Here is a 13156-nt window from a genome sequence, read left to right as displayed (position 1 = left end):
GGTTAGAAGAGCGAAGCGGACGAATTGGTTCCTGTTTTCACCGGCAATACTTGCAGGTGCCGCGGCGCCGGCGCGGTTGTTCCGCCGCTCAAATCGGCCTGTGGTCCAAGGAGTTAGCCACAGGCACCGGCCGAAAGCCGCATCGCGCTCGCCAAGTTCCTGCGCTAAGCTTTCGGCCATGGAGACAAGATGATCCCCACCTGGTCCGTCATTCTGGCCGCGCTCGGCTATCTCTGCGTGCTGTTCGCGATCGCGCATGTCGCCGACACCTCGGGCCGGCGGCTGATGACCGGGCGAGCCCGCACCACGATCTATGCGCTGGCGCTCGGGGTCTATTGCACGTCCTGGACCTTCTACGGCTCGGTCGGCTTCGCCGATAGCGCCGGCTTCGACTTCCTCGGCATCTATGTCGGGCCGATCCTGGTCATCGGACTCGGCCATCGCTTCGTCGCGCGGATCGTCGAGATCGCGAAATCCCAGAACATCACCTCGGTGGCCGATTTCGTCGGCGCGCGCTACGGCAAGAGCGAGCGCGTGGCGGCGCTGGTCTGCCTCGTCGCCGTCATCGGCGCCCTGCCCTATATCGCGCTGCAATTGAAGGCGGTCGCCAATTCGCTCTCGGTCTTCCTCACCGCGACCGGCGGACGGGCGCTGACGCCGGACGTGCCGGTGTTGAGCGACCTCGCCTTCCTCGTCGCCATGGTGCTCGCCGGCTTCGCTTGCGCCTTTGGCACCAGGCATATCGACGCAACCGAACATCAGGACGGGCTCGTGCTGGCGATCGCGGCCGAATCCGTGGTCAAGCTGATCGCCTTCCTCGTGCTGGGATTCTTCGTTGCCTATGGCCTGTTCGACGGCGCCGGCGACCTGATCGCCAAGGCGTCGAAGCCGCCGGATGGCGGACTGCCGATCTGGGACCGGACCTCGAGCTGGCCGATGTTCCTGACGCTGACCCTGCTCTCGTCCTGCGCCTCGCTGCTGCTGGCGCGGCAGTTCCACATGACGATCGTCGAGAATCGGGATGCGCGCGACGTGCGCCGTGCCGCCTGGATGTTCCCGCTCTACCTCATCCTGATCAATCTCTTCGTCATGCCGCTCGCCATGGCCGGCGAGCTGCTGATGCCAGGCCCGGACATCGACCGGGACATGACCGTGCTGCTGCTGCCGCTGGAGCACGGCGCCGGATTGCTGGCACTGCTCGTCTTCATCGGCGGGCTCTCGGCCGCGACGGCGATGGTGATCGTCGCCTCGGTCGCGCTGGCGATCATGATCTCGAACCATCTCGTCATGCCGCTGATGGTGCGGCTGCGCGGCCTGCTCACCGACCCGGACCGTGCCACGGCGACGCTGAAACAGCGCAGCAACGGCACGATGGGCGGCGACCTCGGCTCGCAGGTCGTGGTCATCCGCCGCCTCGCCATCCTGCTCGTGATCCTGCTCGGCTATGCCTATTACCGCGCGGCGGGCGAGGCGGCGCTGGTCTCGATCGGCCTGCTCTCCTTCGCGGCGACGGCGCAGATCGCGCCCGCGTTTTTCGGCGGATTGCTCTGGCGGCGCGGCACGTCGCTGGGCGCTGCGGCCGGGCTGATCGCCGGTACCGTGACCTGGACCTACACGCTGCTGATCCCGAGCCTCGCCCATCCCGACAGCGTCTGGAGCGACGTGGTCGAGAAGGGCCCGCTCGGCATTCCCGCGCTGCGGCCGGAGGCGCTGTTCGGGCTCGACCTGCCGGCGCTGCCGCATGGCGTGCTCTGGAGCCTCGGGCTCAACATCGTCTGCTATATCGGCTTCTCCCTGCTCAGGCCCGCCAGCGCGATGGAACGGCTGCAGGCCAATTCCTTCGTCGAATCAGATCGCGCCACGATGGCGCAGTCCTTCTCGCTCTGGCGCTCGAGCGTCACCGAGGCCGAGCTGCAATCGACGATCGGCCGCTATCTCGGCCAGGAGCGGACGCAGCGCGCCTTCGACAGTTTCACGAACGGGCGCGGCGAGGCGCCGAACAGCAATCGCGAGGCCGATATCCATATGCTGCGCTTCGGCGAGCATCTGCTCTCCTCGGCCATCGGCGCGGCTTCGTCGCGGCTCGTGCTGTCGCTCCTTCTCAAGCGGCGCAACCTCTCGACCGAGGCCGCCTTCAAGCTGCTCGACGACGCTTCGGCGGCGCTGCAATACAACCGCGACATCCTGCAGCACGGGCTCGACCATGCCGGCCAGGGCATCACCGTGCTCGACCGCGACCTGCGCATGCTGGCCTGGAATCAGGCCTTCATCGAGCTCTACGACTTGCCGCAATCGCTGGTGCGCTTCGGCACCGGGCTCGACGAGGTCGTGCGCTACAACGCGGCGCGCGGCGCCTATGGCGACGGCGAGCAGGACGAGCTGATGGCGGCGCGGCTCGAGAGCTTCGTCAATGATCGCGAGCCTGTGCGGCTCAAGCTCTATCCCTCGAAGAAGGTGATCGAGATCCGCTCCAACCCGCTGCCCGATGGCGGCCTGGTGACGACCTATACCGACATTACCGAATCGGTCGCGGCGCATGAGGAGCTCGAGCGCACCAATGAGAGCCTGGAGCGGCGGGTCACCGAGCGCACCGAGGAATTGCTGCGCGTCAACACCGAGCTGCAGCGCGCCAAGGGCGCGGCGGAGGAGGCCAACGCCTCGAAGACGCGCTTCCTCGCCGCCGCCAGCCACGACATCCTGCAGCCGCTCAACGCGGCCCGCCTCTATGCCACGGCGCTGGTGGAGCGCGATCGCGCCGGAGCGAGCCCCGAGCTGGCGGAGAATATCGACGCCTCGCTCGATGCGGTCGAGGAGATCCTGACGGCACTGCTCGAGATCTCGCGCCTCGATGGCGGCGCGCTGAAGCCGGAACTGACCGGCTTCCGGCTCGACGAACTGATGCGCCAGCTCCAGCGTGAATTCGAGCCGAGCGCCCAGGAGAAGGGCCTCAAGCTGATCTTCGTGCCGAGCGGTCTCACCCTGCGCTCGGACCGGCGCCTGCTCAGGCGGCTCTTGCAGAACCTGATCTCGAACGCGATCAAATATACGCCGAACGGCAAGGTCCTCGTCGGCTGCCGCCGGCGCGGCGGGCAGGTTTCGGTCGAGGTGCTCGATACCGGCCTCGGCATCCCGCAAAGCAAGCAGCGCACGGTCTTCCGCGAATTCCAGAGACTCGACCAGGGCGCTCGCATCGCGCGCGGGCTCGGGCTCGGGCTCTCGATCGTCGAGCGCATCGCCCGCACGCTCGACCACAAGCTGACGCTCGTCTCCGCCTCGGGCCGCGGCACGCGCTTCGCGGTGCTGGTGCCGCGCGCCTCGCCGCTGCCCGCGATGGCGACCAGCTCCACGCCGCGCCAGGCACCGGCAGGCCAGCTCGCCGGGCTGCGGCTGCTGGTGATCGACAACGAGCCGACCATTCTCGACGGCATGCGGCTCCTGCTCGAGGGCTGGGGTTGCCAGGTCTCGACCGCGCCGGGCCTCGACGAGGCGCTCGCCATGCTGAAGCCCGGCAGGCAGCCCGATGTCGTGATCGCCGATTATCATCTCGACCATGGCGACGGCCTGAGCGCGATCGCGGCGCTGCGGGGGCGGACGAACTCGTCCCTGCCCGCGATCCTGCTCACCGCCGACCGCTCGCCGCAGGTGCGGGAGACGGCCGCCGCCTTCGATGTCCATATCCTCAACAAGCCGCTGAAGCCCGGCGCGCTCCGGGCGCTGCTGGCGCAATGGCGGGCGACGCGGCTGGCGGCGGAGTAGCTCCGCCCCCCGTCATTGCGAGCGCAGCGAAGCAATCCAAGGAGCGGCCGGGCGCCCAGTCCCCCTAGATTGCTTCGTCGCTGCGCTCCTCGCAATGACGACGTTCAGCGCTCCGCCGCCCCCGCCTGCCTCATCGTCTCCTCAGCGGCGAGGAAGGCTGCGACCTCCGGCGTGTGCGGCGGGCTCTCGGCGTCCGTGCCCAGCTCGCTCATGATGCGCGCGACCGGGACATAGCTCTTGGCCTTGCGGTCGTAGAGCGCGGCGCGCACCAGTGCGACGGCCGCGACGATCTCGGCCCCATCGCGGCCGCGGCTGATGACACGGTGCTGCATTACCAGCCAGTTCTCGGTCCAGCACAAGATCGCGGTCTCGATTTCGAAGGCGCGGAACAGCCTGAGCTCGCGCCGGAAGCGGATCATGCCGGCATTGACCACCGGCACCCAGCCCTCGCGCAGCACGGTGCGCCAGAGGCCGCTGCGCAACATCAGATCGGTGCGGCCAAGATCCATCAGGCTCCAGTAGCGGCCATTATTCATGTGCAGGCTGGTGTCGAGATCGTGGAACCAGACCCGGAACGGCAGCAGGGAGCACCCGAAAGGCGGCACGAGCCGTGGCCGGAATGGCGTCGTCACGAGCAGCCAAAGCAGGCGGAACCAGAGATTCATGAGGGCCTCCGCACGGGGGATGGTTCACTTGTAAACATGTGCGCGCGCTTGGCCATATCATCGACATCGACTCGCGCTCTAACCCGGCTTAAGCCGGCCTTGCCGATCAACGGGGACAGCCCATGCCCACGCTCCATGTCTCATCCCTGTCGAAGCTGCATGAAACCGTGGCTGCCGTGCGCGCGAGCCATGTCGTGACGCTGATCAACGCCAACACCGTGGTCGAGCGGCCGCTGGGCATCAGCGCCGAGCGGCATCTCTTCATCGGCATGTCCGATATCGTGGCGCCGATGGACGGGCATATCCTGCCCGGCGAGGAGCATGTCGACCGCCTGCTGCGCTTCGTCAGGGAGTGGGATTGCGCCGCGCCGATCGTGATCCATTGCTGGGCCGGCATCAGCCGTTCCACGGCCGCCGCCTATATCACCGCCTGCGCCCTGCGGCCGGACCGTGACGAGGCCGAGATCGCGCTGGCCCTGCGCGGCGCCTCGCCCTCGGCGACGCCGAATGCCCGGCTCGTCGCGATCGCCGACCAGATCCTCCGGCGCGGCGGGCGCATGAAGCAGGCGATCGAGAGCATCGGCCGTGGCGCCGATGCGTTCGAGTGCACGCCCTTCCGCGTCGATCTCGATTGAGGCCGGCGCCTGCTTGCGGCATCGTGCCGGCGCCATGCCGCGCACCACGACTCCCCCCGCCATCGAGATCGGCCTCGCCGCCGCCATCGTCGCCTTCAGCGGCGGCCAGCCGCATATCCTCACGGCCGAGACCGATGATGGCGACGCCACGCCCGGGCTGCCCTACGGCCCGTTCGACCCGCTGAAGCACCGCACCTTCGAGATCGGCCTGCGCGCCTGGGTGGCCGAACAGACGGCGCTTTCGCTCGGGTATGTCGAGCAGCTCTACACGTTCGGCGATCGCGGCCGGCAGGCGGAAATCCGCGTTACCGGGCCACATGTCGTCTCGGTCGGCTATCTTGCGCTGACGCGGGCGCCGACGCTCGCGGCCCATGCCGCCTTCCGCCCCTGGTACAGCTTCTTCCCCTGGGAGGATTGGCGCGCGGGGCGCCCTGCCGTGCTCGATGCGGTGCTCCTGCCGCTGCTCTCGGAATGGGCGCAGGACAAGGCGGCGGAGCAGGCGGAGCAGGACCGGCGCGCGCTCTCGCGCCAGCAGCGCCTCGCGACCTGCTTCGGCGTCGGCGGCGCGCCCTGGGACGAGGAGAAGACGCTGGAGCGCTACGAACTGCTCTACGATGCCGGGCTCGCCTATGAGGCGCTGCGCGACCGGAGGCCGGAGGCGCTCGACCATGCGCCCGCACTCGGCCAGGCGATGCGCTTCGACCATCGCCGCATCCTGGCAACCGCGATCGGCCGGCTGCGCGCCAAGCTGAAATACCGGCCGGTCGTGTTCGAGCTGATGCCGGACGCCTTCACGCTGACCGCACTGCAGAACACCGTCGAGGCGATCTCGGGCCGGCATGTCCACAAGCAGAATTTCCGGCGGCTGGTCGAGAGCGCCGCGCTGGTCGAGCCGACCGGGACCATGACCCGGACCGCCGGGCGCCCGGCAGCGCTCTTCCGCTACCGGCGCGAGGTCATTGCCGAGCGGCCCGCGCCCGGCCTGCGCGTCGGCGGCCGCACGATGGGCGCAGTGTAGAGCACGTCCGCGTTCTTCCAAATCGCGCAGCCTCAGGCGGCGAGCTCCGGCGGGCAGGCCGGCATCTCGCGCAGGAAACGGTAGCGGCCGTCCTGCTTGATGGCGGCCAGGTTGTGTGAGATCAGCCCTTCGGGCCGGATGATCTCGACGCCGACATGGTCGCCGTCGAAGTCGAGCACGGCGAAGCCACAGCGCGCATCGCCCTCCAGCCCGCGCTCGCCCGCAAAGGCGGTCGAGGGCACCCAGAGATGGCGCAAGCCATCGATGGGGCGGTCGCGATACTTGTGCAGATGGCCGCTGATGACCAGCCGGATATCGGCGCGGCAGAAGCGCTGCACCAGCTCGCCGCGCGGCGCCGGGCAGAGCGAGGCCGGGCTCGGCAGCGCCTCGTCAGGGCTCTCGACGAAGAGCGGCTTGTGCATGACGAGCCCGACGCGATCGCCCTTGGCATCGGCGAGCATGGCGTCGAGCCAGTCGTTCTGCTCGGTCTCGCGGGCGAGGCCGGAGCCGAAGAGCTGGGCGTTGACGCCGAGCAGGGTCCAGCCGTCGAAGCGGAAGCGCCAGCGGTCGGGCCCGATGGCCTTGTCCCAGCGGGCGAGGCGCGCCTCGTCGACGAGCTGGTTCGGGTCCTGGCCCGGCGGCTCGTCGCCGATATCGTGATTGCCGGGGAGCGGCAGCACCGTGCCCGGCAATGTGGCCAGCGCCCTGGCGGCGAAGTCCATCTCGGCATCGCTGTCGGGTCCGTCGATGCAGAGATCGCCGTTGACGATGGTGCAGGCGGCGTCGAGCCGGCTGGCGGCGTCGCGAGCGAGCAGCCAGTTCGGCCAGAAGAAGCCGTGGGTCGGGGAGAGGTGCAGGTCGGAGAGGACGACGACGCGGGTCATGCGAAGCTCAGGTTGAAGGGGCGGAAATCCATGTAGTAGAGCGGGTAGTGGCTCCACCTCACATTGCGGCGCTTCGCGAAGTACTCGCGCGCCTGATAGAGGATCAGCGCCGGGGCCTCCGCCTCGAACTCGTCGAGCAGGGCGAGCCAGAGCCGCTTGCGCTCGGCCGGTTCGGTCGCGAGCCGGAGCTCATCGCTGATCGCGTTGAACGTCACGGGCTGCCAGAAGCCGCTTTTCTGCGTCGAGTAATCCTTCGACAGGTTGACCATCAGCCCGCCGCCGAGCGGGTCGGGAAAGCGGAAGGAGACCGAAATCGGCCTGACATCGGCGCCCGGGCGAACCAGCTGGGCGATGTTCTCCATGGTCTCGAGCCGGCTTTTGACGCCGACCGCTTCCCACATCTGCTGGATCACCTGCACGGCGAGGTCCATCTGCAGGTAGTAGCCGGGCGTGATCCGGATCACGATCTCCTCGCCCTTGTAGCCGCCTTCGTTCAGCAGCTTGCGCGCGAGATCGGGATCGTAGACCTGGCCGCGACGGCCGGCGTCGTAATATTCGCCAAAAGCCGGCGTCTGCAGCGCGGCCATGCGCTGGAATGTCGGCCCCCAGAGCGCCTTGCCGATCGTCTCCATATCGACGGCGTGGTTGAGCCCACGCCGGACGCGCGCATCCGCCACCACCGGGTTCCGGGTGTCGTAATAGAGGATATGGGCGAGATCGAGCACGACATCGACGCCTTCGAGCGTCGTGCTGCCCTTGAGCGTCTCGGCCTGTTCGGGAAGCAGGTTGGTGACGAGGTCGAAATCGCCCGCCTGCAATCCGGCGAGGCGGCTGGAAGCCTCGGGCACGACGATGAGGACGATCTGGCGCGCGGCCGGGCGGCCCATCCAATACTCGTCATGGCTTTCGAGCACGACGCGCTGGTCGCGCTGGAAGGAAGCGATGCGATAGGGGCCGCTGCCGACCGGTCGCTGGCGCATGCCGGCGAGCCCATGCTCGTTGTAGAACTTCGCCGAATGGATCCAGCCGCCATAGGCGGCGAGGCGCTGCGGCATGACCACGTCGGGCGTCGCGGTCCTGAACAGGACGGTATCGCGCCCCTCGGCCTCGACCGCAGTGAGATGGCCGAAATTGACCCGGCCCTCATGGTGCTGCACCTGCTTGCCGTACATGCGCTCCGGCGAGAAGGTCGAGAGCACGTCCTCGGCCGAGAGCACGCTGCCATCATGCATGCGCACGCCGTCGCGGAGCCTGGCCTCCCAGGTCAACGGGTCGCGCTGCCTGAGCGAGGTCGCGAGATGCGGCAGCAGGTGCTGGCCGCCCTCGGCCGCCTCGCGATTGAAGTCGCGACGCCAGAGCGTGTCGAAGACATTGTAGGTGGTCCGCAGGCCGACATTGGAGATCGCTTCGAACGGCTCGAGCGTCGGCGGCAGGGCCTGCACGGCGATGCGCAGAACGGGGCGAGTGTCGCTTTGCGCCCGCGCCAGCCGCGGCAACAGGGCGGGCGCGGCGATGCCGGTAGCAAGAAGGTTTCGGCGGGTGAGCATGGCGGGCGCTCCTTCCGGGAGCGTTCCATGATCCCCGGCCGTTACAGGGGCATGACGCCCTGCAAGCGGTTCCCGGATGTGATCGACCGAATCCGGCTTCTCAGCCCGAGCCGGACGCGAGGCGCGGTGATTTTGTGCAGACGCAAGGGCGGTTGGCACGCATATCAGCGCGACCGCGCGCGTTTGACGCAGAAAATTGCTTGCGCTCGGCCAAATTTGCGACGATCCATCGCCAAACTTCGTTCAGGCGCCAGAGGCCATGACCATCGAGCTCGATTCCCGCGACCGCACGATCCTGCGCATCCTGCAGACCGACGGGCGCATCACCAATTCCGACCTCGCCGAGAAGGTGCACCTCTCGCCATCCGCCTGCCTGCGCCGGGTGCGGCAGCTCGAGGAAAGCGGGCTGATCCGCGGCTATGCGATGATGCTCGACGACAAGATCGCCGGTTTTCCCGGAACGGCCTTCGTCTTCGTCACGCTCGACCAGCAGGGCCGCGCCTCGCTGGAGAGCTTCGAGCAGGCGGTGCAGAGCCTGCCCGAGATCCTCGAATGCCACCTGCTCGCCGGCGCGCATGACTATCTGATGCGGGTGATCTACCGCGACAGCGCCGATTTCGAACGCATCCACACCGACATCATCACGCAATTGCCGGGCGTCACGCGCGTGCAGTCGACGCTGACGCTGCGGACGATCAAGAAGACCTCGGCGCTGCCGGTGTGAGCGCAGACCATCGATCCAAGGGACCGAGACGACGATGACCTATAAGGTCTGGAAGGTGAACGGGTACCTGAAGGACGGAAGGCATGTCCTCAAACCTATTGCGGTCGGCGCCAGGGGCCTCCCAACCTTCCGGTTGCCGATTGCAACAATCATCGACGATCTGGAGGGCCTTGAAGCCTTCACGCGGCGCATGCTCGACGAAGAACCAGCTCGAACGGCTGATGAAGAGGAGACGACCGAAGCGATTCGGCAGGTGTTTCGAGCCCTTCGCATCCGTTCTTGGAAAGCGATGTATAGAGATTGTGCCGCTTATGACATCGTGAGAGTTAAGTCCGGTGTCGCGTTTTCTCGACTCAAGCGTGATCCCAAATATGGAGGCTTCGGCGGCGACGACAGCTACCCGCCAGTGCCAGTCGACCTTGCGACGCCTGGCCAGCTCGGTTCACTAATCAGGCACGCGTTTTATTCCTGATGAACAGCCCCCGGCTTGCCCCAGGCGCACTGAGCGCCGATAACGAGCCCCCAACGGGAATCGCCGACCTTGACCGACACCAAGACCAATACCGATATCGCCGCCCTCCCTTTCGAGGAGGCGTTGAAGCAGCTCGAAGCGATCGTCGCCCGGCTCGAGCGCGGCGACGTGCCGCTCGAGGAATCGATCGATATCTACACCCGCGGCGAGGCCCTGAAGGCGCGCTGCGACGCCCTGCTGAAGCAGGCCGAGGCGCGTATCGAGAAGATCACGCTCGGCGCCGACGGCAAGCCGGCCGGAACGGCCCCGCTCGACGTCGACAGGTAGGCCCGCCCGGCCGCTTCAAGCGCTGATAGCGGTCCCGAGCACCGTCTCGACCAGCCGCGCAACATATTGGACCGCCGGATCGCGGTCGTTGCGCCTGTGCCAGGCCACATGCAGCGGAAAGCCCGCAACCGGAATCGGTGGCTCGAAGGTGACGAAATGCTCGCCAGCCTCCGGTGGCAGCGTCCGGCTCGGCAGCAGCGCGATCAGGTCGGAGCCGAGCAGGAGCGGCGGAACCAGCAGGAAGCTTGGCACCACGAGCCCGATGCGCCGTGACCGGCCGAGCGCGGCGAGCGCCTCGTCCAGCGCGCCAAAAGTCTCTCCGCGCCCTGAAATCAGGATATGGCGATAGGCGAGCCAGCGCTCGAGATCGAAGCTCTCGGCAGCAGGGTGCCCCCTGCGCATCGCCACGACATAGCGCTCCTGCAACAGCTCCTTGCGAATGAAGTCCTTCTCGACGGTGGGAAAGACCGAGACGGCGAGATCGGCATTGCCGCGCGCAAGGGCTTCGAGCGCCTCCGCGGCGCCATGCCAGGGCAGCAGCGCCAGCGTGATGCCCGGGGCAGCCTGCGCCAATTGCGCATGGAGTTCGCCGGCCAGCAGCGCCGGCGGGAGGTCGGCCGTCACCATGCGAACGGTCTGATGCAGCGTCGACAGATCCGGTGCCGGCGGATCGATCAGCGCCGTCATCTGCGCCAGCAGATCCTTGATCGGCTCCTGCAAGGATTGCGCCTTCGGCGTGAGCAGCATGGTGCCGCGGCCGCGCTCCAGCAAGCGATCGCCGAAAAGGTGCCGGCAACGCTCGAGGGCGCTCGACGCCGCCGGCTGCGACAGCCCGACCCGCTCCGCCGCGCGCGAGACATGAGCCTCGTCGAGCAGGGCGTCGAGCACGACGAGCAGGTTGAGATCGACGGATCGCAAATTCATAGGATGGATAATACGATATATCGATCATCCATTGGAATAATTTCCAGGGCGGCCGCACCCTTTGTCCATCGCAAAGGAGGTCGCCATGACGAATACCCTGATCCTGCTCTTCCACCCGGCCTATGAGCGCTCGCGCGCCAACCGCGCTCTCAGCGAGGCGGCCGCCGGCCAGCCCGGCGTCACAATCGTCGACATGCAGGCGCTCTATCCCGATGGCGCCATCGACACCGATGCCGAGGTCGCGCGGTTGATCGCCGCGGACCGGATCGTGCTGCAATTCCCGGTGCAATGGTATTCGACGCCGCCGCTGCTCAAGGGCTGGCAGGATGCGGTGCTGACGCGGATGTTCTACGTTGCCTACGAGAGCGAGGGCCGGCTGATCGAAGGCAGACCGCTGATGATCGCGGCCTCGGCCGGCAATGTCCCGGAGGCGTATACGCCCGCCGGCCAGAACCGCTTCCCGCTGCGCGAATTGCTGCGGCCGCTGGAGGCGACCGCATATCGCTGCGGGCTGGTCTGGCAGGAGCCGTTCCTGATCTACGCCGCGCACAAGGCCGATGCGGAAGCCCTGCAGGTAGCCGGCGAGCACTATGCCCGCCGGCTCGCAGGCATGGGCTCGCAGGCTGTCAGGCGGTCGGAGCCTGCGCCTTCTGACGCGTGAAGGCCCTGAGGATCGCCGCGCCGAGCGCCGATTTCAGCAGGCCGCCGAGCAGGAAGGGCGCGACGCCGGCCAGCAGCGCCCGCTCGAACCCGATCAGAGTCGCCAGCCAGGCGGCGCCGATCACCAGGCAGAGCGCATTGCCGAGCAGCATCGCCGCGAAGGCCAATGGCAGGTTGCGGCCGTTCCAGCCGCGCTCCGCCAGCCAGCCGACCATGGCTGCGACGATGGGGAAGGCGAAGAGATAGCCACCGGTCGGCCCGGCAAAATGCGCCAGACCGGCGGCGCCGTTCGAGAGGACCGGCAGTCCGGCCGCGCCTTCGATCAACCAGGCGATGATGGTGAGAGCACCCAGGCGCCAGCCGTAGAAGGCGCCGATCAGTGTCACAGCCAAGGTCTGCATGGTCACCGGAACCGGCACCATCGGCACGCTGATCCGCGAGGCCAGTGCCAGAACGAGGGTTCCGAGCAGCACCGCCGCCAGCCGCACCGGCAGCGAGCGGCTGTCGAGGGCAAGCGGGCTGAATCCCGGACGGGGCGAAGCATAGCTGATTTCAGTCATATCGATCTCCATCGCAAATTATAGATAATTCTATCACGCGATCTACAATCGACTCCACAGAATGGCGGGAATTGCAAGAGGAAGCGGAGACGGCCCTCAGAGCATTTCCGCGTTTCACCGAATCGCGAAAATGCTCTATCCCTTTGTTTTGACGTACTTTCTTCACGCGAACCGGTGTCCATTTCGCTCGAAAATACTCTAGCCGACGATCGCGAAGGCCTCGCGGGTGGTACCGGTTGCGGAGGTGACGGGCCGGCGGCCGATGCGCTGGACATGGCGGGCCAGGATCGTGACCGCCGCCTCGGTCTGGCCTTCGCGCAGCGCCGCCAGGATCGCGCGGTGGTCGTGCTCGGTCGGCGCCTCCCATTCCGCCCGCCAGGCCGAGAACAGGAATCTGGCGCTGGCCGCGTGCAGATCGTCGATCGCGGCGAGCAGGCGCGGCATGGCGCAAGGCGCCAGAAGCAGCCGGTGGAAGCGGCGATTCGCCTCCTCCCAGGCGCCGACATCGCGGGCCTTCTCGCTGGCGCGCGTCGCATCCTCGGCCTGATCGAGAATGGCCCGGGTCAGATGCGGCGCGGCCTGGCGCAGCGCCAGCGCCTCCAGCGCGGCCCGCATCTCGGCCACCTCGCGGACCTCGCGCAGGTCGAAAGCGGCGACGCGGACGCCACGGCGCGGCTCGCTGATCGCGAGCCCCTGCGCCTCCAGGCGCTGGAAGGCCTCGCGCACCGGAACATGGCTCGCACCGAACTCGGCCGCGACATGGTCCTGGCGCAGCCGCGCGCCAGGTTCGAGCGCCCCGGAGATGATGCGCTCGGCCAGGACACGGCTGATGCGGATCGCGAGCGTATCGGTTTTCTCTTTGGCCATATTTTATAGATAATTTCAGCCACCTCAGCTGTCGAGCATTTGAACCGCTCGAAACCGGCTGCGGCACAGGCGAGGCTTGCCCGGGCGTGCGCTTGCGTTCAGGCTCCGGCCATCCTG

Annotated in this window: 13 protein-coding genes; 7 read left to right on the top strand and 6 right to left on the bottom strand. The window is 67.5% G+C overall.

Annotated elements, in window-relative coordinates; all coding sequences use genetic code 11:
* Positions 1-189: 189 nt before the first annotated feature.
* On the top strand, positions 190-3756 hold the full coding sequence (locus tag EV560_RS32950) for a PAS domain-containing hybrid sensor histidine kinase/response regulator (protein ID WP_131860085.1): 3567 nt from the start codon (positions 190-192) through the stop codon (positions 3754-3756).
* Between the two features lie 104 nt (positions 3757-3860).
* Here EV560_RS32950 and EV560_RS32945 read toward each other — a convergent pair whose 3' ends face one another.
* Entirely contained in the window at positions 3861-4421 is a 561-nt protein-coding gene (locus tag EV560_RS32945) for a thioesterase family protein (protein ID WP_131860084.1), read from the bottom strand.
* A 122-nt stretch (positions 4422-4543) separates the two neighbouring features.
* On the opposite strand from EV560_RS32945, the gene EV560_RS32940 reads away from it, so the two are divergent.
* Together EV560_RS32940 and EV560_RS32935 are read left to right on the top strand one after the other, a co-directional pair.
* Complete coding sequence (locus EV560_RS32940; RefSeq protein ID WP_131860083.1) at positions 4544-5056, top strand: tyrosine phosphatase family protein; 513 nt, start codon at positions 4544-4546, stop codon at positions 5054-5056.
* 34 nt (positions 5057-5090) lie between these two features.
* On the top strand, positions 5091-6074 hold the full coding sequence (locus EV560_RS32935) for an NUDIX hydrolase (protein ID WP_131860082.1): 984 nt from the start codon (positions 5091-5093) through the stop codon (positions 6072-6074).
* A 32-nt stretch (positions 6075-6106) separates the two neighbouring features.
* Here the strand turns inward: EV560_RS32935 and EV560_RS32930 are convergent, their stop codons facing one another.
* Positions 6107-6958: a metallophosphoesterase family protein gene (locus tag EV560_RS32930; protein WP_131860081.1), complete on the bottom strand. Its 852-nt coding sequence runs from the start codon at positions 6956-6958 to the stop codon at positions 6107-6109.
* The gene (locus tag EV560_RS32925) at positions 6955-8505 is read right to left on the bottom strand and encodes an ABC transporter substrate-binding protein (RefSeq protein ID WP_131860080.1); all 1551 of its coding nucleotides are present in this window, start codon (positions 8503-8505) and stop codon (positions 6955-6957) included. The genes EV560_RS32930 and EV560_RS32925 overlap by 4 nt, the downstream gene beginning before the upstream one ends.
* A gap of 259 nt (positions 8506-8764) precedes the next feature.
* On the opposite strand from EV560_RS32925, the gene EV560_RS32920 reads away from it, so the two are divergent.
* The 3 genes from EV560_RS32920 to EV560_RS32910 all read left to right on the top strand — a co-directional run bounded on the left by EV560_RS32920 (position 8765) and on the right by EV560_RS32910 (position 10028).
* Positions 8765-9229, top strand: coding sequence for an Lrp/AsnC family transcriptional regulator (locus EV560_RS32920; RefSeq protein WP_207908173.1), 465 nt, complete (start codon positions 8765-8767; stop codon positions 9227-9229).
* A gap of 34 nt (positions 9230-9263) precedes the next feature.
* Entirely contained in the window at positions 9264-9701 is a 438-nt protein-coding gene (locus EV560_RS32915) for a hypothetical protein (RefSeq protein WP_131860079.1), read from the top strand.
* 69 nt (positions 9702-9770) lie between these two features.
* Complete coding sequence (locus EV560_RS32910; RefSeq protein WP_131860078.1) at positions 9771-10028, top strand: exodeoxyribonuclease VII small subunit; 258 nt, start codon at positions 9771-9773, stop codon at positions 10026-10028.
* Between the two features lie 15 nt (positions 10029-10043).
* Here EV560_RS32910 and EV560_RS32905 read toward each other — a convergent pair whose 3' ends face one another.
* Positions 10044-10952 carry a LysR family transcriptional regulator gene (locus tag EV560_RS32905; protein ID WP_131860077.1) on the bottom strand — a complete coding sequence of 303 codons (909 nt, stop codon included), beginning with the start codon at positions 10950-10952 and terminating at the stop codon, positions 10044-10046.
* A gap of 85 nt (positions 10953-11037) precedes the next feature.
* On the opposite strand from EV560_RS32905, the gene EV560_RS32900 reads away from it, so the two are divergent.
* Positions 11038-11613 carry an NAD(P)H-dependent oxidoreductase gene (locus tag EV560_RS32900; protein WP_131860076.1) on the top strand — a complete coding sequence of 192 codons (576 nt, stop codon included), beginning with the start codon at positions 11038-11040 and terminating at the stop codon, positions 11611-11613.
* Here the strand turns inward: EV560_RS32900 and EV560_RS32895 are convergent.
* Both EV560_RS32895 and EV560_RS32890 read right to left on the bottom strand, forming a co-directional pair.
* On the bottom strand, positions 11579-12172 hold the full coding sequence (locus EV560_RS32895; protein WP_131860075.1) for a biotin transporter BioY: 594 nt from the start codon (positions 12170-12172) through the stop codon (positions 11579-11581). The genes EV560_RS32900 and EV560_RS32895 overlap by 35 nt on opposite strands.
* Positions 12173-12370: 198 nt before the next feature.
* Positions 12371-13039 carry a GntR family transcriptional regulator gene (locus EV560_RS32890; protein ID WP_131860074.1) on the bottom strand — a complete coding sequence of 223 codons (669 nt, stop codon included), beginning with the start codon at positions 13037-13039 and terminating at the stop codon, positions 12371-12373.
* Between the last annotated feature and the right edge of the window lie 117 nt (positions 13040-13156).

The organism is Allobosea sp. BK604 (genome assembly GCF_004341515.1).
GTDB lineage: Bacteria > Pseudomonadota > Alphaproteobacteria > Rhizobiales > Beijerinckiaceae > Allobosea.
Note: the sequence above shows the minus strand (reverse complement) of the source record. Positions and strands in the feature narration are given on the sequence as shown.

Coding starts and splice junctions, on each gene's coding strand:
- EV560_RS32950 (WP_131860085.1), top strand. CDS start 190: ATGATCCCCACCTGGTCCGTCATTCTGGCCGCGCTCGGCTATCTCTGC.
- EV560_RS32945 (WP_131860084.1), bottom strand. CDS start 4,421: ATGAATCTCTGGTTCCGCCTGCTTTGGCTGCTCGTGACGACGCCATTC.
- EV560_RS32940 (WP_131860083.1), top strand. CDS start 4,544: ATGCCCACGCTCCATGTCTCATCCCTGTCGAAGCTGCATGAAACCGTG.
- EV560_RS32935 (WP_131860082.1), top strand. CDS start 5,091: ATGCCGCGCACCACGACTCCCCCCGCCATCGAGATCGGCCTCGCCGCC.
- EV560_RS32930 (WP_131860081.1), bottom strand. CDS start 6,958: ATGACCCGCGTCGTCGTCCTCTCCGACCTGCACCTCTCCCCGACCCAC.
- EV560_RS32925 (WP_131860080.1), bottom strand. CDS start 8,505: ATGCTCACCCGCCGAAACCTTCTTGCTACCGGCATCGCCGCGCCCGCC.
- EV560_RS32920 (WP_207908173.1), top strand. CDS start 8,765: ATGACCATCGAGCTCGATTCCCGCGACCGCACGATCCTGCGCATCCTG.
- EV560_RS32915 (WP_131860079.1), top strand. CDS start 9,264: ATGACCTATAAGGTCTGGAAGGTGAACGGGTACCTGAAGGACGGAAGG.
- EV560_RS32905 (WP_131860077.1), bottom strand. CDS start 10,952: ATGAATTTGCGATCCGTCGATCTCAACCTGCTCGTCGTGCTCGACGCC.
- EV560_RS32900 (WP_131860076.1), top strand. CDS start 11,038: ATGACGAATACCCTGATCCTGCTCTTCCACCCGGCCTATGAGCGCTCG.
- EV560_RS32895 (WP_131860075.1), bottom strand. CDS start 12,172: ATGACTGAAATCAGCTATGCTTCGCCCCGTCCGGGATTCAGCCCGCTT.
- EV560_RS32890 (WP_131860074.1), bottom strand. CDS start 13,039: ATGGCCAAAGAGAAAACCGATACGCTCGCGATCCGCATCAGCCGTGTC.